This window comes from Streptococcus constellatus subsp. constellatus (assembly GCF_023167545.1).
Taxonomy (GTDB): domain Bacteria; phylum Bacillota; class Bacilli; order Lactobacillales; family Streptococcaceae; genus Streptococcus; species Streptococcus constellatus.
Genome location: NZ_AP014647.1, coordinates 502,047 through 526,602, shown reverse-complemented (window position 1 = coordinate 526,602; position 24,556 = coordinate 502,047). Strand labels below are relative to the sequence as shown.

The 24,556-nt window shown below is 38.9% G+C and carries 29 protein-coding genes and 2 pseudogenes; 2 read left to right on the top strand and 29 right to left on the bottom strand.

Annotated elements, in window-relative coordinates; all coding sequences use genetic code 11:
• Positions 1–91: 91 nt before the first annotated feature.
• Positions 92–286, bottom strand: a complete 195-nt coding sequence (locus SCSC_RS09575; RefSeq protein ID WP_472725594.1) for a DUF2798 domain-containing protein — start codon at positions 284–286, stop codon at positions 92–94.
• 394 nt (positions 287–680) lie between these two features.
• On the opposite strand from SCSC_RS09575, the gene SCSC_RS02660 reads away from it, so the two are divergent.
• Positions 681–1,481, top strand: coding sequence for a peptidylprolyl isomerase (locus tag SCSC_RS02660; protein ID WP_006270123.1), 801 nt, complete (start codon positions 681–683; stop codon positions 1,479–1,481).
• Between the two features lie 186 nt (positions 1,482–1,667).
• On the opposite strand, the gene SCSC_RS02655 is transcribed toward SCSC_RS02660, so the two are convergent.
• The 11 genes and pseudogenes from SCSC_RS02655 to SCSC_RS02605 all read right to left on the bottom strand — a co-directional run bounded on the left by SCSC_RS02655 (position 1,668) and on the right by SCSC_RS02605 (position 9,288).
• Positions 1,668–3,209, bottom strand: coding sequence for an ABC-F family ATP-binding cassette domain-containing protein (locus SCSC_RS02655; protein ID WP_006270134.1), 1,542 nt, complete (start codon positions 3,207–3,209; stop codon positions 1,668–1,670).
• A gap of 111 nt (positions 3,210–3,320) precedes the next feature.
• Positions 3,321–3,629: pseudogene (locus tag SCSC_RS02650) on the bottom strand (hypothetical protein).
• Positions 3,630–3,646: 17 nt separating this feature from the next.
• Positions 3,647–4,339: a 5'-methylthioadenosine/adenosylhomocysteine nucleosidase gene (locus SCSC_RS02645; protein ID WP_006270172.1), complete on the bottom strand. Its 693-nt coding sequence runs from the start codon at positions 4,337–4,339 to the stop codon at positions 3,647–3,649.
• Positions 4,340–4,392: 53 nt separating this feature from the next.
• On the bottom strand, positions 4,393–4,701 hold the full coding sequence (gene macP, locus SCSC_RS02640; protein WP_003034247.1) for a cell wall synthase accessory phosphoprotein MacP: 309 nt from the start codon (positions 4,699–4,701) through the stop codon (positions 4,393–4,395).
• Between the two features lie 10 nt (positions 4,702–4,711).
• Positions 4,712–5,263, bottom strand: coding sequence for an NUDIX hydrolase (locus tag SCSC_RS02635; protein ID WP_006270125.1), 552 nt, complete (start codon positions 5,261–5,263; stop codon positions 4,712–4,714).
• A gap of 8 nt (positions 5,264–5,271) precedes the next feature.
• Positions 5,272–6,651: a bifunctional UDP-N-acetylglucosamine diphosphorylase/glucosamine-1-phosphate N-acetyltransferase GlmU gene (glmU, locus tag SCSC_RS02630; protein WP_006270164.1), complete on the bottom strand. Its 1,380-nt coding sequence runs from the start codon at positions 6,649–6,651 to the stop codon at positions 5,272–5,274.
• Between the two features lie 93 nt (positions 6,652–6,744).
• A complete protein-coding gene (locus SCSC_RS02625) occupies positions 6,745–7,185 on the bottom strand; it encodes an ASCH domain-containing protein (RefSeq protein ID WP_006270161.1) in 441 nt (146 codons plus the stop codon).
• A gap of 88 nt (positions 7,186–7,273) precedes the next feature.
• Positions 7,274–7,606: pseudogene (locus SCSC_RS02620) on the bottom strand (DUF7716 domain-containing protein).
• Positions 7,603–8,340 carry a GNAT family N-acetyltransferase gene (locus tag SCSC_RS02615; protein WP_006270141.1) on the bottom strand — a complete coding sequence of 246 codons (738 nt, stop codon included), beginning with the start codon at positions 8,338–8,340 and terminating at the stop codon, positions 7,603–7,605. The pseudogene SCSC_RS02620 and the gene SCSC_RS02615 overlap by 4 nt, the downstream one beginning before the upstream one ends.
• 20 nt (positions 8,341–8,360) lie before the next feature.
• A complete protein-coding gene (locus SCSC_RS02610; RefSeq protein ID WP_022524538.1) occupies positions 8,361–9,059 on the bottom strand; it encodes a 3-oxoacyl-ACP reductase in 699 nt (232 codons plus the stop codon).
• A complete protein-coding gene (locus SCSC_RS02605; protein ID WP_003028259.1) occupies positions 9,052–9,288 on the bottom strand; it encodes a DUF2829 domain-containing protein in 237 nt (78 codons plus the stop codon). The genes SCSC_RS02610 and SCSC_RS02605 overlap by 8 nt, the downstream gene beginning before the upstream one ends.
• A 199-nt stretch (positions 9,289–9,487) precedes the next feature.
• On the opposite strand from SCSC_RS02605, the gene SCSC_RS02600 reads away from it, so the two are divergent.
• Entirely contained in the window at positions 9,488–9,691 is a 204-nt protein-coding gene (locus SCSC_RS02600; RefSeq protein ID WP_003069970.1) for a cold-shock protein, read from the top strand.
• 146 nt (positions 9,692–9,837) lie between these two features.
• On the opposite strand, the gene SCSC_RS02595 is transcribed toward SCSC_RS02600, so the two are convergent.
• The 17 genes from SCSC_RS02595 to SCSC_RS02525 form a co-directional block, all read right to left on the bottom strand.
• Complete coding sequence (locus SCSC_RS02595) at positions 9,838–10,476, bottom strand: RpiB/LacA/LacB family sugar-phosphate isomerase (RefSeq protein ID WP_006270137.1); 639 nt, start codon at positions 10,474–10,476, stop codon at positions 9,838–9,840.
• On the bottom strand, positions 10,473–10,934 hold the full coding sequence (locus SCSC_RS02590) for a GNAT family N-acetyltransferase (protein WP_006270143.1): 462 nt from the start codon (positions 10,932–10,934) through the stop codon (positions 10,473–10,475). The genes SCSC_RS02595 and SCSC_RS02590 overlap by 4 nt, the downstream gene beginning before the upstream one ends.
• Before the next feature lie 12 nt (positions 10,935–10,946).
• Entirely contained in the window at positions 10,947–11,375 is a 429-nt protein-coding gene (locus tag SCSC_RS02585) for a GNAT family N-acetyltransferase (RefSeq protein WP_006270154.1), read from the bottom strand.
• 68 nt (positions 11,376–11,443) lie between these two features.
• Complete coding sequence (locus SCSC_RS02580; RefSeq protein ID WP_006270166.1) at positions 11,444–12,832, bottom strand: APC family permease; 1,389 nt, start codon at positions 12,830–12,832, stop codon at positions 11,444–11,446.
• A 171-nt stretch (positions 12,833–13,003) separates the two neighbouring features.
• A complete protein-coding gene (locus SCSC_RS02575; RefSeq protein WP_006270148.1) occupies positions 13,004–14,992 on the bottom strand; it encodes an ABC transporter permease in 1,989 nt (662 codons plus the stop codon).
• Positions 14,985–15,752: an ABC transporter ATP-binding protein gene (locus SCSC_RS02570; protein WP_022524537.1), complete on the bottom strand. Its 768-nt coding sequence runs from the start codon at positions 15,750–15,752 to the stop codon at positions 14,985–14,987. Before SCSC_RS02570 ends, SCSC_RS02575 begins: the two co-directional genes overlap by 8 nt.
• A 138-nt stretch (positions 15,753–15,890) precedes the next feature.
• Entirely contained in the window at positions 15,891–16,019 is a 129-nt protein-coding gene (locus SCSC_RS09410; protein WP_006269823.1) for a hypothetical protein, read from the bottom strand.
• A 201-nt stretch (positions 16,020–16,220) separates the two neighbouring features.
• A complete protein-coding gene (locus SCSC_RS02565; RefSeq protein WP_006269825.1) occupies positions 16,221–16,625 on the bottom strand; it encodes a DUF3021 domain-containing protein in 405 nt (134 codons plus the stop codon).
• A 12-nt stretch (positions 16,626–16,637) separates the two neighbouring features.
• Positions 16,638–17,093 (bottom strand): LytTR family DNA-binding domain-containing protein, encoded by a 456-nt coding sequence (locus SCSC_RS02560; RefSeq protein WP_014829592.1) that lies wholly within the window; start codon positions 17,091–17,093, stop codon positions 16,638–16,640.
• A gap of 26 nt (positions 17,094–17,119) precedes the next feature.
• Positions 17,120–17,983: an ABC transporter permease gene (locus tag SCSC_RS02555; protein ID WP_006269826.1), complete on the bottom strand. Its 864-nt coding sequence runs from the start codon at positions 17,981–17,983 to the stop codon at positions 17,120–17,122.
• Position 17,984: 1 nt separating this feature from the next.
• Entirely contained in the window at positions 17,985–18,851 is an 867-nt protein-coding gene (locus SCSC_RS02550) for an ABC transporter ATP-binding protein (RefSeq protein WP_006269827.1), read from the bottom strand.
• Positions 18,852–18,999: 148 nt separating this feature from the next.
• Complete coding sequence (locus SCSC_RS02545; protein WP_006269822.1) at positions 19,000–20,982, bottom strand: ABC transporter permease; 1,983 nt, start codon at positions 20,980–20,982, stop codon at positions 19,000–19,002.
• On the bottom strand, positions 20,963–21,742 hold the full coding sequence (locus SCSC_RS02540; RefSeq protein WP_003069995.1) for an ABC transporter ATP-binding protein: 780 nt from the start codon (positions 21,740–21,742) through the stop codon (positions 20,963–20,965). Before SCSC_RS02540 ends, SCSC_RS02545 begins: the two co-directional genes overlap by 20 nt.
• A 19-nt stretch (positions 21,743–21,761) precedes the next feature.
• Positions 21,762–21,890 (bottom strand): hypothetical protein, encoded by a 129-nt coding sequence (locus SCSC_RS09405; RefSeq protein WP_006269833.1) that lies wholly within the window; start codon positions 21,888–21,890, stop codon positions 21,762–21,764.
• Positions 21,891–21,996: 106 nt separating this feature from the next.
• The gene (locus tag SCSC_RS02535; protein WP_003069997.1) at positions 21,997–22,755 is read right to left on the bottom strand and encodes a TraX family protein; all 759 of its coding nucleotides are present in this window, start codon (positions 22,753–22,755) and stop codon (positions 21,997–21,999) included.
• A gap of 123 nt (positions 22,756–22,878) precedes the next feature.
• Positions 22,879–23,859, bottom strand: a complete 981-nt coding sequence (locus SCSC_RS02530; RefSeq protein ID WP_006269847.1) for a sensor histidine kinase — start codon at positions 23,857–23,859, stop codon at positions 22,879–22,881.
• On the bottom strand, positions 23,843–24,529 hold the full coding sequence (locus SCSC_RS02525; protein WP_003069999.1) for a response regulator transcription factor: 687 nt from the start codon (positions 24,527–24,529) through the stop codon (positions 23,843–23,845). The genes SCSC_RS02530 and SCSC_RS02525 overlap by 17 nt, the downstream gene beginning before the upstream one ends.
• Positions 24,530–24,556 lie beyond the last annotated feature (27 nt).

The following is a 24,556-nucleotide window of genomic DNA, read 5'->3' as shown; positions in this document are numbered from 1 at the left end:
TATAACATAAAATGTTTATCATTAAATTAATCTAATAAAGAATTTCCGTATACTAATTGTCAAAAATTCATCGTCAGCAGGATTAAAAACATTACTTTTGCAATCGACCTAGAATAAAGTGAGAAATTGGTCCAACAATCAGAAAATTCAAAAGAAAAGCTACAATAAAATTGGTTAGCCAAGTTCCTAGATAATTGGCTAGTGAAAGCGGTACGCTATTAAAAAATATACCATAAAAAGGCATCGGTGAAACCATGATCAGAACCATACCACCTGAAACAAGAATAATTTTCTACCAAGTTTTATGTCATTCCGTTAAAAATTTAAAAGCAAGTTCTTTTACAACTGATTCTGCTACAAGTAGGTCCAAGAAAAAAGCGATAAACAATCCTGGCACATATCCCATTGCTAAATGAATCCCCCAAAAATGCCCTACAACAGACAACTACAAAATGCTCATTTCCAAAACCCTCATGCTACACATGAGGACTGTAAAAAATAATGATTTCCTAAAATTTTTCTGCAGCAAATGCCTCATTTCTTTATCGCTAAACACTGTTTTAGTACAAAAAAAGAGCCCGATAGTGCCTTTTAGTTAGCATAGATAACCCTCAAAAGGTTTGAAAAATTAGCTTGTTTATAGTAAAATGTGAATAGTTTTAAATTCAGAAAGGACATGTATGAAAAAATTACTCATTTTAGCATTGGCTGGAGTCTTATTTTTAACAGGCTGTGGCAGCATAAAAAAAGCTATTCGGGGAAATGAGACTTCGGGATCAAGTACAACAACATCCAGCTCAGATACCACAGATAAATTAGCTGAAGAACGAAAAAAAGTATTGACAGATAAGAATATCTCTTTCCCACAATTGTCTGATAAAGTCGCAGATAATGAAGCACAAGTGAAAATAACAACGACGGAAGGTGCTATCACTCTAAAACTTTTTCCTAAATATGCTCCGCTGGCTGTAGAAAATTTCTTGACTCATGCTAAAGAAGGTTATTATAATGGCTTGATTTTCCATCGTGTCATCAAAGATTTTATGATTCAAACAGGAGATCCCCTAGGAAATGGTACTGGCGGAGAATCAATTTGGAAAGGAAAGAATGAAAAGATTGATTCTGGAAGCGGATTTAAAACAGAGATTTCTCCTTATCTCTACAATATCCGTGGTGCGTTATCAATGGCTCGTTCTTCAGATCCAAATTCTAACGGTAGCCAATTCTTTATCAATCAAAACAATAAAGATAATTCTAGCAGACTATCAAGCGATGCTTATCCTGAAAAAATCATTGAAGCCTATAAAAAAGGGGGGAATCCTAGCTTAGACGGCGATTATACAGTTTTTGGACAAGTTACTTCTGGTATGGAAGTTGTAGATAAAATTGCTACAACAGAAACCGGTGAAAACGATAAACCCAAAAAAGAGATTAAAATTGAGAAAATTGAAATCATCAAAGATTATACATTTAAGAAATAAAGACAAAACAGAGTCTGGAACAAAAATGTTCCAGACTCTTTTGCTTTCTATACACAGTAGTTGAGTGGGCTCTAATGCGCTAATGCTTCAGCTTTTGCAGACCTACTAGACCTTGCAGAGGTAAGATGGTAAAATCGATTTCTTACGAAATACCAATTTTTGTCCCACTCCCCATTTTCTTTATTCTTACGTTAATTGATTAAAATCCCAAATTTGATCCATCCAGCCTTCATAGAAATCAGGCTCGTGGCAGACCATGAGAATGCTGCCCTTGTATTCTTTCAGAGCTCGCTTCAGCTCTTCCTTGGCATCTACATCCAGGTGGTTGGTCGGCTCGTCCAGCACCAGAACATTATTTTCTCGGTTCATGAGGAGGCAAAGGCGAACCTTGGCCTGCTCCCCTCCGGATAGGACTTGAATCTGACTTTCGATATGCTTAGAAGTTAGACCACATCTAGCCAGAGCTGCTCGAACTTCTGCTTGGTTAAGGGCCGGAAATGCATTCCAAACTGCTTCAAGCGGTGTCTGACGATTGCCGCCTTCGACTTCCTGCTCGAAATAACCCAGCTCCAGATAGTCCCCACGCTCAACTTCCCCAGCGATTGGTGGTATAATCCCCAAGAGACTCTTCAAAAGAGTTGTTTTCCCAATCCCATTTGCCCCGATGATAGCCACCTTCTGGTTGCGCTCAAAGGTCAGGTTAAGGGGCTGGGTCAGCGGTCGGTCGTAACCAATCTGCAAATCCTTGGCTTGGAAGATAAAACGGCCAGGTGTGCGGGCAGGCTTGAAGTCAAAGGTAGGCTTTGGCTTCTCACTTTGTAGCTCAATAATGTCCATCTTATCCAGCTTTTTCTGGCGGGACATGGCCATATTACGGGTCGCTACGCGGGCTTTATTACGAGCTACAAAGTCCTTGAGGTCGGCAATCTCTTTCTGTTGGCGCTCATAGGCTGCTTCTAGCTGAGACTTTTTCATCTCATAGACTTCCTGGAACTGATAGTAGTCGCCAGAATAACGAGTCAAGTGCTGATTTTCCACATGGTAGACGATATTAATCACGTCATTCAAGAAAGGAATATCATGCGAGATTAGAACAAAGGCATTTTCATAGTTCTGTAGGTAACGCTTGAGCCAGTCAATGTGCTCAGCATCCAGATAGTTGGTTGGCTCGTCCAAAAGCAGGATATCTGGTTTTTCAAGAAGCAGCTTAGCCAAGAGAACCTTGGTTCGCTGTCCACCAGATAGCTCCGTCACATCGCTCTCTATACCGTAGTCCATAACACCCAGTGCCCGTGCGACCTCGTCAATCTTGGCATCTAGAGTATAGAAATCTCGGCTCTCCAAGCGGTCCTGCAGCTCGCCCACTTCTTCCATCAGAGCATCAACATCCGCTCCCTCCTCAGCCATGCTCATATAGATTTCATTGATACGAGCCTCGGTCTTAAACAGCTCGTCGAAGGCCGTGCGCAAGACATCACGGACAGACTGACCTCGCTCCAATACAGCATGCTGATCCAGATAGCCAGCAGTCACATATTTAGACCACTCAACCTTACCCTCGTCCGGTAGCATTTTCCCTGTCACAATGCTCATAAAGGTTGACTTCCCCTCACCATTAGCACCAACCAAGCCGATATGCTCACCCTTGAGTAGACGGAAGGATACATCCTCAAAAATAGCCCTGTCACCAAAACCGTGGCTGAGATTTTTTACTTCTAAAATACTCATCTTTTCTCCTCTATCATTGATTGCAGTTCCTTGATTATACCATCAAAAGAGATTTTTTGGCAAGACAGAAGAAAAGGAAAAGCGAGCCACTTAAGTCTCGCTTGCTTGTTCTCAATTCGCATGATAAGTATGCTTAGTAATCCACTGGGTCAGTTTGATATTAAGCCAAAAACCATAAATACCAAAAGTAACAAGCGTCAAGACCCACCACTTAATCCAATTTCCAAAAAGCTGTATTGCAGTACCGTCAAAATAGAGACGGTGCCCGTCAATGACCGTATGCTTTACCTTCCAATTATATAGGATACACATGCCTCAAGGTGCACAGATACCCAGCGTCAAAACTGTAATCAAGATAGCTAAAATAGCATGACCAATGTAAGAAAATAGACCACCATCAAAATAAGACTCTTTATACATAATATCTTCTCCTCTATCTAAACCAATTCTTTCAGAAATTGAATCAGGGTTTCTGCTGAGCGTTTCCCGGCTTCAAGAATGAATTCATCAAAAGTGACATTAGCATCATGGCTAGCTGTGTCGCTCATAGCTCGGAGAACCATAAAAGGTAGGCCAATCGAGTGAGTAGCTTGGGCAATAGCAGCGCCTTCCATCTCGACAGCTAAAACATCTGGAAAATGCTGTTTGATGCGATTAATCTTATCTTGACCGGCAACAAAGCTGTCACCTGTCGCAATTAAACCAACACGACTCGTCTGATGTGTCTTTTCTAAAATCTTTTTCATTTCAGAAACCAAATAACGGCTAGCTTCAAAATAAAGTGGCTGGCGCGCCATTTGTCCGTATTCATAACCAAAAGCTGTTACATCTACATCGTGGTATACTAGACGGTCAGCAACTACAATATCGCCGATTTCCAACCCTTCGGCTACCGCTCCAGCAGAACCTGTATTGATGACAGCTGTCACCTTAAAGTCATTGACCAAAACAGCTACACTCATAGCAGACATGACCTTGCCGATGCCGCTTTCTACCAGCACGACTTCATGTCGACCGATACTTCCTGTATGGTAAACATGCCCCAAACGTAAGTGTTTTTCAGCATTTTCTAAGTTTTCCACTAAGATTTTTAATTCCTCAGGCATAGCTGCAATAATTCCGATTTTCATTATTTCCTCTCATTCTATCATAAAAAAAGCGAAAGTCTAAGCTTCTCGCTTTTTTATAGCCAAATAATAGCAGCAATCAAAGCCATCAAAAGCAGGACAATCCAAAATAGAATTTTGTTTAATTTCGCTTGAAATACTCCACGTTTTGCATTTTCAATGCGTCGGCTTTTGGTTACCGTTGGTTCCACATCAATTTGCAGCGTATCTTGATTGAAGCCACTATTTTGAGAGGAATAACCAAATTGACTTCTGGTCGTTTTTAAAATTTTGGTTTCTTCCTCATCATGCAAAGGTGGACCTGAAATATCTTCACCACGATTTGCCCTTTCAATCATTTCATCTGTTAATAAAGGTCTTCCCATAAGCGTTCCCCTATCTTCGATTCATTTTCATTTCCCAATATTGGAGTGCAATAATAGTTTTTGCATCACAAATACCACCACTAGTAAGGAGAGCTTTCGCTTCTTCCAAGGTCACTTCATAGAGTTCTAACGTCTCGTCCTCATCTTGTGGACGAGGATTTTCAACTTTTGTCAAATGGCTAGCGCTATAAAGTCTAATTCGCTCATTGCAAAAGCCAATCGCCGAATAGAAATCATAGAGCAGTTCCAATTCACCTGTATAGCCGGTCTCTTCTTCCAATTCACGCAAAGCAGCAGCTTTAGGATCCGCATTTTCACCGACTTCTAACTTGCCTGCCGGAATTTCATAAGAGGTTGCTTCAATAGCCTTGCGATATTGCTTGACTAAAATCATTTTATTTTCTGATGTTAATGCAATAACTGCTACAGCACCATTATGGAAAATCAAATCACGATAAGCTGTACCTTTCCCAGCTGGTAGCTGAACTTTATCTTTGACAAGGTTAAAAATAGGGCCTTGATAAATTTCTGTTCGTTTTAGCGTTTTTTCTTCAAAATCCATAGCCGTTCCTACTTATTATCTGGATGATGTGGCAAGCGTTTTGCGTATTCATCTTTGTTAATCTGACGACCACGTCCGATGGCAATAGCGTCTGCTGGTACATCCTTAGTAATGGTTGAGCCTGCACCGACAAGAGAATTGTCTCCAAGCTCCACTGGCGCAATAATGGTCGAATTAGAACCTACAAAAACATTATTTCCAATGACTGTCTTAAATTTCTGCTGTCCATCATAATTCACTGTAATCGTTCCAGCACCAAAATTAACATTCGCTCCCACTTCAGAATTTCCAATATAGGTCAAGTGTCCAGCTTTGGTATTTTCACCGATAGAAGACCCTTTCACTTCAACGAAATTTCCTACATGTACATTTTTAGCAAGACGTGAATCTGGACGGACATGAGCGTAAGGTCCTACCGTTACACCATCTGCAACTATAGACTCCTCAATCATCGAATTTGTAATCACAGTTTGTTCTCCGATAATAGAGTCAACAATATACGTACCGTTTGTCAAAATGCTGCCTGCACCAATTTTCGTTGTTCCTTTCAAGGTAACATTGGCCTCAATTTGGACTTCTGGTTCAATTTCTACATCTACATCAATATAAGTCCCTTCTGGATTAACAAAACTAACACCATTTAGCATGTGAGCTTGATTGATGCGCCGATGCATAATGTCTTCTGCTGTTGCCAACGCTATGCGGTCATTAACTCCCAGACTTTCATCAAAATCCTTCAGAGTATAAGCGCCGACTTTTTCACCATTTTCACGGAAAATACTGATTACATCTGTGATGTAGTATTCTCCTTGCGCATTATTGGTGTTGATATTTTTCAATGCTTCAAAGAGACGAGCATTATCAAAAACGTAAGTTCCTGTATTGATTTCCTTGATTTGTTTTTCAAAATCCGAAGCATCTTTTTGCTCCACAATTTTGAGTACTTCTTCATGCTGATTACGGACAATCCGACCATAACCAAATGGATTTTCCGCTTCTGCTGTCAAAATCGTTGCAACATTCTTGTGATTGATATGAAAGTCAATCAGATTTTTCAGGCTTTCTCCTGTAATTAAAGGAGTGTCTCCTGCAATCACCAATGTTTGTCCTGCCAGTCCTTTCAGTGCAGGCTCTGCCATCATAACTGCATGACCAGTTCCCAACTGCTCGGTCTGACGGACAAATTCTGTCTGACCTGCCAATACTTGCTCAACCATTTCTGCTTTGTGCCCAATCACCGTCACAGTCTTTCTTGGTGCAATGGCAGTAACACTTCTAAACACATGTTCTAACATGGAAATTCCAGCAACTTTGTGGAGCACTTTTGGTAGATCTGATTTCATACGAGTGCCCTTTCCAGCTGCCAAAATAATTGCATAATTTGTCATAATAGTTCCTTTTATCAAAGTAAATTTACTTTATTATATCACTTTTTGTATCATTTGTTAAGATTCTCTCTGTAATGCTTTAATCTGCATCTTTTATAGCGGATAAACCTTGTGAAATTCTTCTAAGACAACACCGCTTTCTTGCGAAAATTCCAAACCGACTTCTGCCAACCACTCTGTAAAAAGTTCCTGATGGACTTGCTGCCAATAAGTCAATGATTTGTCTCCCTCTCCTTCCTTGAAAGCATGGTCTGCTGAGACTTGACAAAAAGGCACTACAGAGACTTTAGTAATTTTAATGATACAGACGGCCCTGCCCTGACTGTCTAAGATGACATCAAAGGTTCCTGCTTGCGGCAAGGGTTCATTTTCAATCTTATAAAGTTCATAAGCCGAAGCTGTCGCTGTCTTCTCTCCACGCAGCACCAAATCAGCCAGTTGATCTGCAAAGACTCCGAAGGCCCAAGCATCGATTTTATCGCCAATAGCTGGATTGATTTTCCTATATGCCTGCCACATTTCTTTTGGAGTCATATTTACTCCTGCCTTTCTAAAGTGAAAATTATTATTTATAAAAAATCTTCCTACAAATCTGTATCTTTATCAAAGTCAATAAAGCTTCTCATTCAAAATCTAAAAAGTCATCATGCTCATAATAGTAAAGCAGAGCCTGCAAGCACTCTTCATCAGTCGCTTCTGCTTTCTGCTCCATGACTGATTAGAGAACATCCGCAAAATCTTCACCATAATAAATCAGCTCCAGTTCTTGCTCCCTTACCTGTGTAGGGTAAACATCCTTAGCATCCACCACTTGAGGATAATCAGCAAGCAAGTAGCTAGTCTGAAAATTCAATCTTCCCTTGTCCTTATCATACAAACAGAAATCATCATCTAGCTTTTCCGATTTTACAGCCTCAATGATGTCTTTTAAGAAATAGGTTTGGTTTTTCTTCATTGGTCAAAACTCCCTTTCCATTCATAAGCCGGATAAGCTCCTAGGCACTGATAGCCGAGGCTTTCTGCAACCTTCTTGGAAGCTCTATTGTGCGCATCCCATAGAGGAAAGAGTGAGCGCTTTTGAGCTTCTAGAATCATCTGGGCTCCTAGGATTTTGGCCAAGTCCTGCCCTTGGTATGCTGGCTTTGTGGCAATTTCAATCTCAAGGGCTCCTTGATAGACCAATCCTGTTGATACAGCAGCAATGATTTCTTCTCCCGAACAGAGTATAAAGCCAAAACCACCCGCTGCTTGAAACTGTTTAAAATCAGCAAAGTCACCCTGTAAATCCTGGGACCAAACTTCCTCAGCTAGACGCTCATATCTCGTCTCATCAATCAGAAAAAGTTGGCAGTTTGCTGGTATCCTGCTCTGCCATTTCTCCAAAGCCTCTGTGTTAAAGTCGACCCTGTCCGCAAAAGCATAGCGAGTAAACCGATGCAGCACACTCTGGCTATCCAAGAACTCCTGCCAACTAAGCTCCTCGGAGATAATGACCTTGTCAGCCAAGCTATATTTAGTGCTATACTCCTGCCAAAAATCTGAATCCGCCTGACCAGCCGGAAAAATGAAATTCCCTAATTGGTATAGGCAGGCTGTCTCAGATTCATTTATGAAGAGCTTCCCTAGGCCAGCATCCAAGCCGTAAACAACCATGTTTTTAGACCAAGAGTAAAAATACTTAGTCTTCATTGCTTTCACCTTTGATTCCCTCACTTCAAACTCCAGCCACCATCGATTTTGAGAATTTCGCCCTGCATGGGCTGAGCTTTTCCTGAGGCGAGAAATAGAGTCAACTCAGCTACTTCCTCTGGTTCTATCCAACGCTTAATAGGGGTTTCATTTGCCACCCAATCTGCTAAGCCACCTGGTTCAAAATCTGCCGCAGTCATCTTGGTTTTGACTGCTCCTGGTGCAATTCCAAAAATCTGAATTCTTGCTTCAGCATAATCAAGTGCTAATTGCCTGGTAAATCCTGCTAAAGCATGCTTAGAAGAGGTATAAGCATGACCGCCACCACCAGCTAAACTCGATGCGATAGAGCACATATTGATAATGATGCCTGAATTTTTCTTCAACATCTGTGTCAGATAATAACGAGTTAATTCTACCGGTGTCACATAGTTAATCTCGAAAATTTCTTGGATTTCTTGAGCAGTCTGCTCCAGTAAAGGTTTATAATCATCTAGTACTCCAGCTGTATTGCAGAGGACATCTACCTGCGGACACCAGTCAAAAATCGGCTGAAGCGCCAGCGTTAAATCTTGTTGAAGAAAATGAAAATCTCCTGTCAGGTTTGGTTCTTTAGACCGGTCTACACCATAGACGCGCCAGCTATTTTCCAAAAAGAGCCGTGCCTGTGCTCGTCCAATCCCTGAACTGACTCCCGTCACCAATACTGTCTTAGTCATGAACTTCCACCCAGTCATCTGCTAAGACATCACAAGGAGTCGGGCTCCACATGGAAAAGCCTTCCCCTTCGCCTGACACGTTGATAAGAAAGTACGGAGTCACATCAAGTGTCACTCCATTTTGTTCAATGCTGTCAAAAAGCTGGATGTAGTTCTCTGCCCCACCCCAACCAGTACGAACGTATTTCTTCTTAGCTTTCAGACCTGGTAAAATTTCTTCAAATGTCATTATCTTATACCTCTTTCTTCTTTTCATATCATATAACTAGTATAGCAAAATATGATGTCCTACGCTGTTTTTTCCTTGCCTTTTGCTGCTACTTTTGCTAGACTAGCAAGAGTAAATTAATTTTGAGTAAGTATTTTTGTTTTTCATCTTTACTTTTTCTATTTTTTACACAATCTTTTAGAGAAAGGAAGTAAGATGTATGACACAAGGTACAGTAAAATGGTTCAATGCTGAAAAAGGCTATGGTTTTATTTCACAGGACAATGGACCAGACGTTTTTGCTCACTTTTCAGCGATTCAATCTGACGGATTCAAGTCACTGAATGAAGGTGACAAAGTAATGTTTAACATTGAAGAAGGTCAGCGTGGTCTTCAAGCAGTCAATATTACGACATTAGCATAAAACAAGACAAGACTGGAAATCCCAGTCTTTTTATTGTTTTAAAATGACGTTATAATGTCAAGCTCACTTTTTTACCATAAACAGTCAAATTTGCAAAGATAATGAAATGTGTAGGGACATCTACTTAGTGCCTCCGCTTTTTCATTTCACTTTTTACCTATTTTTTCTTTCAGCAAACGGATGAACTCTTCATTGGTTCCATTCGTTATAATAGCATTCATCACTATCTTTCTTTGCAACAATTTAGTGAAAGTATCAGTTGGAAGTTGTTCTACTAATTCTTCCCAACTTCGTTTCGTCAACTGATTCAGGTCCTTTAGGGCACTTGCTTCCAACCGTTTTCTTTCCGCTTCATTTTCAGGATAACCCATACCAAACTCACCATCAAATAATTTATCCAATGTATATTGTAGGTTCAATTCTCCTTGCCAACCAAAATTTAACCCTAATGGCAGGGAAGTAACATTTCCTCCATTGATTCGTCCAAAGAGGAAAGCATCTTGTGGGGTCTCTATATAGCCACACAAAAGACCTGGTAAACTATTACAGGCAAGCATCATACCTTGACCTGAAGAACAACCTGTTACAACAAAATCTACTGCTCCACTTTCTATTAAGAGACTAATCATCATCGCTATCTCACTATAAGAATACTGCTCGTTCTCCTCCTCAAAAATACCAAAATTCAGCACTTCGTCAGACGATTGGACTGCTTTTTTTACAGATTCAAATAGCAGCGAATTCATATTTCTTCGAGTGGTTCCTTGGATAACCGCAACTCTCATTTCAACTCCTTTTCCATTTTGACAAAAAGGTAACTATCGCCATTGCTTTCCTGAGGCTGCCGCCCAATCACATTGAAACCACAGCTAAGATAGAGCTTTTGAGCTCTTTGATTAAAATCTGCAACTGAGAGAGTTAGGCTTTTTACTGAGATATTTTCTTCAATAAACTGCAGAATAGTTTGTAAAAACTCTTCCCCTTGACCTTTACCACAATACTCTGGCTTCATCCCTAAACCTAGCTCTTGCTTGTCTTTGCCAACTGGGAAAAGACAGAAAAAACCATACAATTCATCATTTTTGAGAATTTGATAATAGTGATTGCCACGCGCTTCAGGAGATAAAATTTCTTCATAATCCTCAGGATCTGCTTGCATATCATAAAAGCTATAAATTCCTTCATAATGCCAATCATTAGCAATTTCTTCTGCATTACTTTGCCTTAATGGTTCAATCTTCATAGATATCATTTCTCAAAATTCCCAATAAAAACGTTTCTGATCAGCTTTTTCCTCACAATCCAATTTTCGATAAAACTCATGAGCCTTCATTCGTGAAATACCAGAGTTTATTCGAATACCTGTGTAACCAGCTGCCACGCCCTCTTCACGAATAGCCTGCATCAAAGCTTTGCCATATCCCTGACCTTGAAAATCTTTGTCAACTGCTAATGCCAACAGGTTGAGTAAAGGCGGAAAATAGAGGCAATCATAGCTAGCTGCATGAGCATAGCCAATCACTTGTCCAGCTTGGTTTTTGGCTACTAAAATAATCTGTTCTGGCTGCTGCAAAACTCGTGCTAATTGAGCTTTCGTTGCTCCAACATCATAATTGTAACCCAAGATCTCCAAGTTGATTTTTTGGATAGCTGCTGCATCTGACAATTTTGCATGACAAATCATCAAAACACCTCATTTCTGCTTCTATTATATCAACAAACAGCCTAGCTGGCTGTCTGGATTAAAACTCATCAATTGATTTCCGAATGGTGGTAGCCATAGATAAAATAGATTATCGTTCCGACTAGTAAAGCAAGCCCAAATGCTAGCCAAGTGTCAGAGCCATATTGGCTCATGAAAGACAGGCAGATAATAATCGATAGGATAGGCGTCAAAGGTACCAAAGGAGTTTTAAATTCCCCTGCTTGAGGAAGCCCTTTGTCCTTTCGAAGCTTCAGAATAGCAACTGCTAACAACATCAAATAAGCCAATGTACAGATATTCAAAAAGGAGGCAATACTTGCTAAAGGAAACATCCCCGCACAAACTGCTGCAGCTATTCCCACCAAAATCGTAGCATTTTTCGGAACCCGGCTAGTAGCAGTTAATTTTCTAAAGGACTTTGGCAGCAAACCATCACGCGCAATGCTATAAATCATGCGCGACAGAGCATAAGTCATGGAAATGCAGACAGTAATCAACGTCAAAATAGCCACTACCGACACATAATTAGCCGCCCAGCTAAGCCCCACACTACGAAGGGCGAAAGCGACTGCATCGGCTACATCTAACTGGCTGTAGTGAACAATCCCTGTCAAAACCAATGTCACTAATATATAAAGAACTGTTACAATGGATAGAGACAACACAATCCCTCGTGGAACATTTTTTTGTGGCTCCTTTATCTCGTCCACCGCCATAGATATGGACTCAAAACCCAAAAAGGCAAAGAACATCAGAGAAGCACCAGCCATAATACCAACTTCACCACCATACAGTTTACCAAACCCAAATGGAGCAAAATGAGACCAATTTTCAGGCTTAATAAAGAAGATTCCTGCCAGAATAAAAAGAGCAAGTGCCGAGAACTTCAAGACAACCAAAGCAGAATTAAACCGCAAAGCTGCTCTAGAATTTAACAGCACCACACCAGTTACAAATACCAAAACCAGTATCGGCAGTAAATCTATATAAGTCCCCGCCTGCGGATTAAAGGTTCCATTGAGCATCTTGGGCATACTCAAACCAAATCCATTCAGCAAACCTTTCAAATAGGATGCCCAACCAGAGGCAACACTAGATACAGCCGTCATAAATTCCATAATGGTCAGCCAGCCTACTATCCAAGCTGGAAACTCACCTAAAACAGCATAAAGATAACTATAAGCACCCCCATTTGCAGGAATCCTCGATGCAAATTCTGCATAAAAGAAAGCAGACATGCTCACGCAAAGAGCAGAAATAATAATCGAAACAACTAAAGCAGGACCAGCTAATGTGGCAGCTGCCGTTCCAGTAATCGTAAAAATCCCCGTCCCTACCATAGCGCCAATTCCTAACAAAATCAAATCCAACAATCGTAAATGACGCCGCATGCCAGTCCGATCTCGACTAACATCTTTTTTTCTAAATATACCCATCCCAAACTCCAATTTCCTAGATTGAATTATTCTACCATAAAAGCAACTAAAAAGGAATCCGACAGACTATTTTTTATGAAGGAAATTCAAACAAGAGTAAGATTTAACTTACTCCTGTTTTAATTACTATGTCAATAACATTTTTCATTATGCTTATCACTAATCTCCAACTTACATTGACACAATCTTACGGTAACTGCGCGATGTGATGAGAAAGACAAGTATATAGACGATAAAGAAGATAGTACAAACACTAAGCGTAACAGTTAGCATTAATGATGCATTCAACACACCTAAAACTTTCAACATGAGACTCAGCATATGATAAGCAAATGCCAGATGCATAAAAGCGAAAGCAAGCGGTAAGAAGAACACAGTCAAAATTTGTTTGCGAATGGTGCGCTTGGTCTGCTTTTCATCTAATCCTACCTTTTGTAAAATTACAAAGCGGTCTCGGTCTTCATACCCTTCTGAAATCTGTTTGTAGTAGATTACCAAAACCGTTCCCAGCATAAAGACAATTGAAAGGAAAATACCAATAAAGAAAACGCCACCTAACATACTCATAATTTCCTGCACACCTTGGATTCTTGTATAACCATACACACCGGCATTATCGGGGAGCGTCGTATTGAACTGTTTCAGCTTCTTCTGGTAAGCTGTATCCAAATCGCCCTTTTTCTTATTAGAAGCCCTGATATTCAAACCGCCATATAATTCTGTATTAATCGTGTAATGTTGCTTTTGTGAATCCACCAATTTTTGTGGGTCATTGACCACCATAAAAAGTGACTGAGGGATAATGATATTATACTGATCTGTAATATTTCCAAGAACAAAGTCCTCTTTTAAAAGTTCTTTAACTATCAATTCTTGCCCGTTCAGCTTAAGAGGCTGAGTTTGCCTGATAGAGATTCCTTTTGCAAAGATTACTGTCTCATTATCTTTTAAATTCAATGTTTTGCCCGTCATTTTCCGATAATCATCAGCTGAAAACAGCAGAATATAAGCCTGTGGAGAAACTTGTGTTTCACCTTTTGGATAAATATCAAGCTGATTGCCCTTTTGATTTTTAATTCCCATCGAATAATATTGATAAGCAGTTTTCTTAGTGACTGTTAAATGATTCTCTTTTGCAAATTCTGTCAATGCCTGATCCAATTGAGCAGCTGGCACTCCCTTCCCCTTTATCGTATAATCTTGGGGATACATCACGCTTTTAAGATAACCAGTACCTGCATAAATATTGACACCTCCAGCCAAGGTGACCAAAACCATCGTTGAAAGAATCGCAATCGTTGCCAATCCCACTGCATTTTTCTTCATCCGAAAAATCAAATTGGACACAGAAATCATATTATTAGGTTGATAATAATACCGTTTATTTTTCTGAAGCAACCGTAAAAATACCGTAACTCCTGCATTGAACAGCAGATAAGTCCCTAAAATAACAAAGAGAACAGCTATAAAAAATATACCAATTGCTGTCAGTGGATTTTTGACACTCAGAGCTAGGTAATAAGCATAGCCTAAAGAAATCGATCCAATAATCGTTTGAATCAGAAGAAATCGTCCTTTTCTTTCACCGCTATTCTTTTCTTTGGCCAATTGCAAAGCATTAAAACGTAGAATCCTCAAACCGTTGACAAGCACCAAGCCCGCAAAAATAACGCCATAGATGACAACAACTGAAATAAGAACTACCCATTGAAACGTGGATACTAAGACAACTTTTAACCCCATCAATTTCAGTAAAAAGGCATAAATCAGTTTATCAAATACAATACCAAATCCAAGACCAATCATGACAGTCGTTGATCCTAAAATCAATAACTCAATGAACACCATGGTAAAGAGATGACGTTTATTAAGCCCTAGCATTCCATAAAGACCTAGCTCTTTCGAACGATTTTTCATGACGAAGCTATTAGCATAAAAAACGATAATCGCTGCAGCAATCGTCACAATAATTACTCCAAGAGCCAAGACAAATGAAATAGAACTTGCCCCCTGCATTTTTTGTAAATGAGGATTAAACATTAAAGAGTTAAAAATATATGAAATAGCGACGACTAAACAAGTTGCCAACGCAAATGGATAGTATAATCTACGATTTTTCACTAGGTTAGAAACCGCTAATTTTCCCGCTAATCTAAGCACCTTGATTCACCTCGCTTGCCATGACCGTTAAGGTATCAGAAATCTCTTGGAACATCTGCCGCTCCGTCTTGTCACCTCGGAAAATTTGGTTATACAAAATGCCATCCTTAATGAAAAGTACCCGCTTAGCACGACTTGCTGCAGAGGTCGAATGCGTCACCATAAGTATCGTTTGACCACGATCATTAATGTCATCAAATACATCTAAAAGCGCCGCAGAGGATTTTGAATCAAGCGCCCCAGTTGGCTCGTCCGCTAATAAAATCTCCGGCTCAGTAATAATCGCTCGTGCCACTGCCACCCGTTGCTTTTGACCACCTGAAATCTCATACGGAAACTTCTCTTGTAAGCTGTTAATCCCTAGTTCATTACAAGTTACCACCAACTTTTTCATCATTTCAGAAATCGGACGGCGCGATAAGACCAAAGGCAGTAAAATATTGTCTTTCACAGACAAGGTGTCTAACAGATTGAAGTCTTGAAAGACAAAGCCGAGTTTTTCCCTGCGAAAACTAGAAGCTTGATTGTTTTTAATCGTTGCGGTATCGGTGCCATTAAGAAAGACGCGTCCTTCGGTTGGCTTATCCAGCATGGCAAGGATATTCAAGAGGGTGGATTTCCCAGAACCGGATTCCCCCATAATGGCGACGTAATCGCCTTTTTCCACTGTGAAATGAATGTCTTTCAGCGCTTCGACTTGATTACCTTGAAAGCGCGTTTTATAAATCTTTTTAACATGTTGAACATCTAATAATGTCATCGTTTTCTCCTAATAATTTTTATACATCTATCATACTGAAAAGAAAAGCAACTTTCCATACTTTAACCTTTCATTTTTTCACTTTATCTTACATTTTTGTAAGATTGCTTGAATCTGTACTGATATAAAAGGTATATCTCAATGACTATATTGCAGCCAGAAATAATATTGACTAGTTGCACAACCCATTTTTGTCTTTTCAATCTCCTCTTTGGAAATCTTTTCTGTTCTTGCAATGGATTTTTTCTTTAATAAATTTGTTTTCATGATCTGCCTCCTTGTAAAAGTTGAATGTCATCAGAAATTCTTATAAACTTTCTGTTTTTCTTTACATTTATATGATACAACTCCAAGCACAGCCTTACCATAACTTAACCTTTCATTTAGGCTCTAAAAACTTACATTTTTGTAAGAAAAAAGGCTTGAACATGTGTTCTCAGCCTTCTGAATATAACCACAATATCGAACTTATTCTCTTGTACGATTTCTTCTTAATTTTACAAGTGCCTCATTGATTTTCTTTGTTTTTAGATAAATGTCTAAACGAACGAACAGCCAAATTAAAATGTAGATAACAATAAAATCCAACCAAAATTCAGTCCGTGCCAGATTAAAAGCCCAACCATTATAGACCATCATGACACTAACCACCATTAAAGTAAGAAAAAAATGAATCGTCAACTGCACCAAATAAGAAAAACGTTCAATTTCAAACAGCAAGGAAAACAAGCCAATCAAAGCGCTCATTATCAAAATACTGAGAATGTTAGAAGTCGTAACAGGTGATTCTTGGATTCGAAAAGCCAAAACAAGTAAATATGCTAAAGAACCCGTACGCAGGCCTTCTAACATAGAAGTTGCAATTTTTTTCATGTTCGCTCCTTTCTACAGACCCAGATAATCCATCAACAACTTGACATATTTTCGACTGACACTTGATTTAATATTGTTTGTCAATCTAGCTGTCATATTCCCTGAAAAACTATCCGATAATGACAACAAATGATCGATATTAATAATCGCATGCTTAGAAATTTGAACAAAATTTTGGCGATTGACACGATTTTGAAAATGCGTAAGCGTTTCTTTTGTAGTATAAATAGCATCCATACAATACAACATCAGTGTTGTTTGGTTGATATCTGCCAGGATAATTTGATCCGTTTTCAGCATAACAATTTTATCATCTGTTTTTATAGGAATCACATTGTTATAGGATGACTTATAACGATGTACATATTCAAAAATTTCTTTAGCTTCATCTTCCAACCTATCCGCTTTAATCATGACAAGTGGATCGTTTGAAGGAATGGTCGGATCCATTGTAAATTTAGTCTGCAAAAGAATATCTCTAACTTTCCATCAATTTAAGCAGTTTTAGTCCACCGATTGGTAGCAATCTGTTGGATTATCCAAATAAAAAGCAAAGCAACTAAAACTATTACAACTATATAGCATGTTTCTTTTATTGTCAATAGAGAGTCCCATTTTAATTGAATCCCCATCATCTTTTTAAAATAATCTTGCGCTGCTGTATTATGATGAAAAGTAGTAGCTAAGTTATCTTTCATCATTACTTGCCTAAAGAGAGATGCAACATAAGTAGAGGGGGTACATTTCATAATCATTTGAGCAAACGATGGCAGAACTCCTATTGGAATGTAAGTTCCAACTAAGAAGCCAGAAGCAGCTCCGATAATTGTTGCTAACTTTCCAAGCGTATCTACTGATTTGAAACGATTCACAAGAATACCATTAAAAATAGAACATAAGAGTGCATTGAGCACCATAATAAAGAGAATTTGAGGCAGCAAAGTCCAATCAAAGACAATCTGATCTTCCCAGATAAAGTAGCCTTCCATGACAGCAAACATAATGATTTGCATCAAAAATCCAATAAAGGTCGTACTCAGAAGGTAACTGATAGACAAGCCCCAACGTCCCAAGTCTGTCAGAATCAAATCTTGTGTTACTTTGCTTCCTCTATCTTTTGCTAGTTGAGAGAAACTGGAAAATGTCGTGGTCAATCCTGTAATAGCAAGTGTCCCACCGATGAGCCACGAATCCAACAATTGATTGCTATGAGGAACCTGACTCCATGAATCCTTGATATTTACTTTTAAAAAAACTAAATACAAAATAAAGGAAATCATAGCTCCAAGAAGCGATAAAATTACCCCACTACGATTACGAAAATAGAGCAAAATATTTCTTTTCATTAGCATCATCATGTTAACGTACCTCTCTTCCTGTCAACGCCATAAAAGCATCGTCCATTGTTCCTGGTCGAAATTCAAATTGTCGAATAAAAGAGCGACCACATGTTAGAATTTCTAAAGCCTTTTCTGTCGTTTCTGGGTGAATCAACAGTTCATTCACTCTTACTTCCTCAAAAGGAATCTCTTCCTTCAAAATTTCTTTAAAATCAGCAGTATCGGTCACGAATACCTTGAGAAAATTCTGAGCATAGTTCTCTTTAATCTGATTAGCAGAGCCCTTAGCAATCACTTGACCGTGATCCACAATATAAATCATATCTGCATCATCTGCTTCATCTAAATAATGAGTGGTTAAGATAACCGTCATCTTCTCTTTTATTTGCAACTGGTGAATCAGCTCCCAAATGGCTTTCCTAGTTTGAATATCTAAACCTGTAGTTGGTTCATCAAGAAAGAGAACATCTGGGTTATTCAATAAAGCACGTGCGATATCTACTCGTCGCTTTTGCCCACCTGATAAAGTCCCATATAATTGTGTTGAAAATTTTTTCAACCCTAATTGCTCAATTAAACTATCAACTTTTCCTTTGTCAATCATATTATATTGACCTGCCCTAATGTCTAAATTTTCTCGTACTGTTAGCATATCATCCAAAACACTATTTTGGAAAACAACGCCTAATTTAATGTTACTATTATACAAGATCTCTCCTGTTGTAGGTTGCAAAAGTCTGGTTAACATTTGAATTGTTGTGGACTTTCCAGCACCATTTGGCCCTAAAATAGCCGTAAAACTACCTGCTTCAATCTGAAGATTCAGATTATGAACTGCTCTCTTGTTACCATAAATTTTACTAAGATGTCGTGTTTCTAGTATCATAACGTTCCTCCAATAGATTTTATGAGCTTATCATACTCCTCATTTTTTAAAAAATCTCGTATTTTTGGATAAGAGGTTTTGCTGGCTAGACAAGAGGTCAGAATTGCAAGATAAAACCACTCGCCAAAAGACGAATGGTTCAAAATACTTATCTTGCTATGATTTTTCGATAACTTCTAGATGTTAACATGAAAACAAGAATATAAACGAGTAGGAAAATCCCGCAGGTTGTAATGGTTGTTTGGATTAAAAGTGGTACATTTGTTGCGCCTAAGAGGGCTACAATCAGCTGCAACATGTGAAAGGCAGCAGCAATGTGAAGAAAGGAAAAAATAAGCGGCAAGAAGAAGACTGTTAAAATCTGCTTGCGAATGATTGCCTTGGTTTGCTTTTCATCTAAACCGACTTTTTGCAAAATAACAAATCCTTCCCGGTCTTCGTATCCTTCAGAAATTTGTTTGTAGTAAATAACCAATACTGTTCCTAGCAAGAAAATCACTGATAAGAAGATACCAATAAAGAGGAGAGTCCCTGTTACACCTTGGTATTCTTTTTCAATCCTTTTACGTTCAGAAACACCAACGCCTCCTTTTTCTTGACCTTGCTGCTCATGAATCGCATCGAAAAGACTCTCTTGAAGTTTGACCTTTTTATCAGAAGATTGAATGCCTATAAAATAAGTGTAGGCTTCTTTAAGACCAATTTGATTAGGCTGATTAACCACCATATAGATAAATTTTTGTGATATGAAGTTAAAGTCAGTACTAATCTTTCCATGTGTGAAATCTGTTGTCAGATACTCTTTTATTTTCCATGATTTTCCGTTGATTGTGAGAGCTTGTTTTTGATTGATTTGAAGATTTTTGGTATAAAGGAGCGCTTCATCATCAGCTAAATGAACTTTCCTTCCTGTCATTTTTTCGTATTCTTGACGACTGATAATAAGAAAACCTCCAAACATTTTTTGAGCTTCTTCTATGCCTAGTTGCTTTGTATTTTCAGAAACTGTTAATTGGTTTCCCTTGATTTTTGAAATAGTGGAAATTTGATAACTATAATCTTCATACTGAGCATTGCGTATTCCCTTTTTGCGCACGACGTCTTTCACCGCCTGTAAAATTGCAGCATTTTTATCTGTCGTTGTTTCACCTGTAATTGAGATATTGTAATCCTTTGGATACAAAGAAGTCATGTAATCTTTCCCGCCAACATAAATATTAAGCGAGCCCACCAGTGTTACTAAGAGCATGGTTGAAAGAATGGAAATCGTTGCTAATCCAGCTGCATTCTTGCGCATACGAGAAATCAAATTAGAAACCGAAATAAAATTCTGCGTTTTGTAGTAGTATCTTTTTCTTTTCTTTAAAAATTGCAATAGTGTAATCGTTCCTGCATTAAAGAGGAGATAAGTTGCTAGCACAACCATGAGAACTGCGATAAAAAAATTCAAAATTGCGGCAACTGGTTTCTCAACTGTGAGGGCAATGTAATAAGCCATAGCTAGCAGTCCCAGTCCTAGGAATGTTTGCAAGCCAAGGAAGCGTCCCTTTTTTTCTCCAGCTTTCTTTTCTCTCATCAAATGAAGCGAGCTGTAACGAAGCAGGCGTATAGAGTTTAACAAGAGAATGATCGCAAAGGCAACACTCAGACTGACTAGAACAGTAAAGACATTCAACCATTGAAAAGTTGAAGCAATGACGACTTTCAGACCCATAAATTTCAATAGAACAGCAAACAATAATTTGTCTAAAACGAGACCCAAACCAAGTCCTAGCCCCACAGTTACTAAAGCAAAATAAAACAGTTCAAAGAAAGTCATCAGAAGCAACTGGTGCTTTTCCATTCCTAAAATGCTGTAAACTCCCAGCTCTTTGGAGCGATTTTTCATGACAAAGCTATTGGCATAGGTCACGAGAATCAAGACGGCAATCTGAATTACCCAAATTCCAAATTGCAAGGTCGTACGAGCAGCCGATCCACCATAAGTAGATTCCAGATTAGGACTATAAGCTAACGATACAAAACTATATAAAATTGCTGTCGCTACAATGGTTGCCAGAGCAAAGGGATAGTATAAGCTCCGATTTTTTACCAAGTTTGAAAGTGCAAGTTTATTGGTTAGTTTGAACATAATCGCCCACCTCGCTTGCCATGACTGTTAAGGTATCTGAAATCTCTTGGAACATCTGCCGCTCCGTCTTGTCGCCTCGGAAAATCTGATTGTACAAAATCCCATCCTTGATAAAGAGCACACGTTTGGCGCGACTTGCCGCCGCTGTCGAATGCGTTACCATAAGAATGGTTTGTCCGCGGTCATTGATGTCATCAAACACATCTAAAAGCGCCGCAGAGGATTTTGAATCTAACGCTCCAGTTGGCTCGTCCGCTAATAAAATCTCCGGCTCAGTAATAATCGCTCGTGCCACTGCCACCCGTTGCTTTTGACCACCTGAAATCTCATAAGGAAACTTCTCTTGTAAGCTGTTAATCCCTAGTTCATTGCAAGTCACCACTAACTCTTTCATCATTTCAGAAATCGGACGACGAGATAAAACGAGTGGCAAGAGAATATTATCCTTGACCGAAAGCGTGTCTAACAGATTGAAATCTTGAAAGACAAAGCCGAGTTTTTCCCTGCGAAAACTAGAAGCCTGATTGTTTTTAATCGTTGCGGTATCGGTGCCATTAAGAAAGACGCGTCCTTCGGTTGGCTTATCCAGCATGGCAAGAATATTCAAGAGGGTGGATTTCCCAGAACCAGACTCCCCCATAATGGCGACATAATCACCTTTTTCCACTGTGAAATGAATGTCTTTCAGCGCTTCGACTTGATTACCTTGAAAGCGCGTTTTATAAATCTTTTTAACATGTTGAACATCTAATAATGTCATCGTTTTTCTCCTATCTATTTTAAAATCCTAAGTAGAGAGTTTGAACAGATTGACGAACTGCATAGCCAAATTCTGCTCGTTCAATTTCTTTCAAACTAGGTTGACCTTGTGAAGTTTTGCTTTTGAATTGTTTTTTCAATCGTCTCATCTTCTGCTCCTTCTTCTTTCTGACAAGTTTATTGTAAGATATCTTGTGGTGTTCATCCATAACTTAATCTTTCATTTATTGCTTTTATCTTACATTTTTGTAAGATTCATTTTTGCACTAGATAAGCAATCAGAGCAATCAACCAGAGATGAGTAGGGTAAAATACATAAAAGAAATATTTACTCCACTTAGTCACAGGACCGCGCTCACCATTATAGAGCGAAATGAATGGCAGCACTGTAATAAAGAGCCAATCCGAATTATAAAGCATCATTGAGAGGGTTGTAACCCATGTCGGATAAATCTGAATGCTCATACAAAATAGGGCAAGCGTTAAAATACCATACAGCAGATTTCGTAAGTTTTTCTTTTCTCGACAGATATACGTAATCAGCATAAATGGAATCAAGGGCAGGCCACCTTCCGTTATGAAACTAGCTGCCAGCAAAACAAGAGTCCCCAGAAGAAAACGAATAGGATTTTCTTTCATTCGATAAGTATGATTACTCTTGGAAATGCCGAAAAAAAGATTGAGCACAAGCACGCCACATGCCAAGGTTAAGAAAATATTATTGTTGAGCTGAACGCTTTTTGCCTGGAAAAGAAAATTGATAACTGTATTTCCTATAAACATAATAGCAGCCCAAGAAAAGAGACGGAAATTGTAAAGCAAACGGCTGCGAGTATAAATAAAACCTTCCACTGCTGCAAAAGCAAACCAAGCCGCAACACAGCGTGTCAAAGCATGAAAAATACCAGCCCATTCCCCCGATAACAAACCTGGTATTTTATCCAGATGATCAAAGACCATGAGAAAAGCCATTAACAATTTTAGCTGAAAAGCATTTAAACCTTTTGTTTTCATTTTAGTTTCTCCTAAATATGAACTTATTTTCTAACTCTATGATACAAAAAAAAGAAAGGTTGCCACCATAACATAACCTTTCATTTGTATCGTTTTTTCTTACACTTTTGTAAGATTGTCAGCTCATTCAAACAGCAGTTTCTGCTCTTTAAACGTAACCATGACAGTTGTCCCTTCACCTACAACCGACTGCAAGTGCAGTTCATGTCCTAACTCGTCCGCAATCTTCTTAGACAGGTAAAGTCCTAAACCAGATGATTGCTGGGTTAAACGACCGTTATAACCAGAGAAGCCACGCTCAAACACACGCAAAATATCACTGTTTTGAATGCCCAGACCTGTATCTTTCAGATAAAGCGTATCATCTTTAAAATAAATCTCAATGCCACCTTGACTGGTATATTTCAGACTATTTGAGAGAATTTGCTCCAAAATCACCACAAACCATTTTTTGTCCGTAATAATCGTTTGTTTCAAATCATGCAAGTCCAAACTTAAGCCTTGCTGAATAAAGAAAATGGCATATTTTTTGACAACTTCCTTGACCATTTCCTCTATGTTTTCTTTCTGGACACTCAAATCATCATGAAAACTCTCCAAGCGCAAATATTGCAATACCAGATTGGTATAAGAATCGATTTTAAAAATTTCTTGCTCCAGCTGCTTTTTCAGTGTTTGCTCACCCAAATCCTGCACCAAAAGCTTACTAGCAGCAATTGGTGTTTTTATCTGATGCACCCAAAGTGTATAATAATCCAGCAAATCATTCTGCCTAACTCGCTCCTGCGCTTTCAGCTCCTTTTTTTCATCCTCTAATTTTTCTATTTTGGAAAATAGCAGAGCTTCTAAAGGTGTATCTGCTTGTCCCTCGCCATATAAAGCAGCTCGTCGAAAGTTTTGATAGTGCTTAACAATATCAAACACAAGACCAATCATGCTAAGCAAACACAGCATCAACATGACATAGTACAATACAGCCTGCGCATCATCATACAGTAGACTAAAAGCAAATAATATCACATAAAATATCAGCAGAATAATAAAAGAAAATTGACGCGAACGCAGATAATATCTGAAAAACAACCATTTATTTTGAGAATTCATTCGTCAATCCGTACCCAATTCCTTTCTTGGTTTCAATAAAACTTTTCAGTCCAGCATCTTCTAATTTCTTGCGCAGACGGGCGATATTGACTGATAAGGTATTGTCATCAATAAAGAAATCACTGTTCCACAGTTCTTTCATGAGATCATCACGCGAAACAATACTGCCAGAATGCTCAAATAGCACACGCAGAATTTGAAATTCATTTTTCGTTAACGCAATCACTTCTCCATCATACATCATATCCATGGACTTGAGATTGAGAATAACCCCATGGTATTCCAACAAACTTTGATCTGTCCCAAATTCATACGAACGACGCAAGAGTCCTTGAACCTTAGCCAACAAGACATTATTGTCAAATGGCTTCGTCACAAAATCATCTCCGCCCATGTTAATCGCCATGACAATATCCATCGCCTGATCACGTGAAGATAAAAACATAATAGGCACTTTAGAAATCTTGCGAATTTCTTGGCACCAATGATAACCATTAAACAACGGTAGACCAATATCCATCAGGACTAGATGCGGTTCTTCCTTGACAAAAATCGTCAGCACCTGCATAAAATCCTCTACAGCAATCACCTCAAATCCCCATTGTTCCAGCATTTTTTTGACTTGTTGACGAATGACGGCATCGTCTTCCACTAATAATATCTTGTGCATGCTATCCCTCTCTTCTGTCTCCTTTTT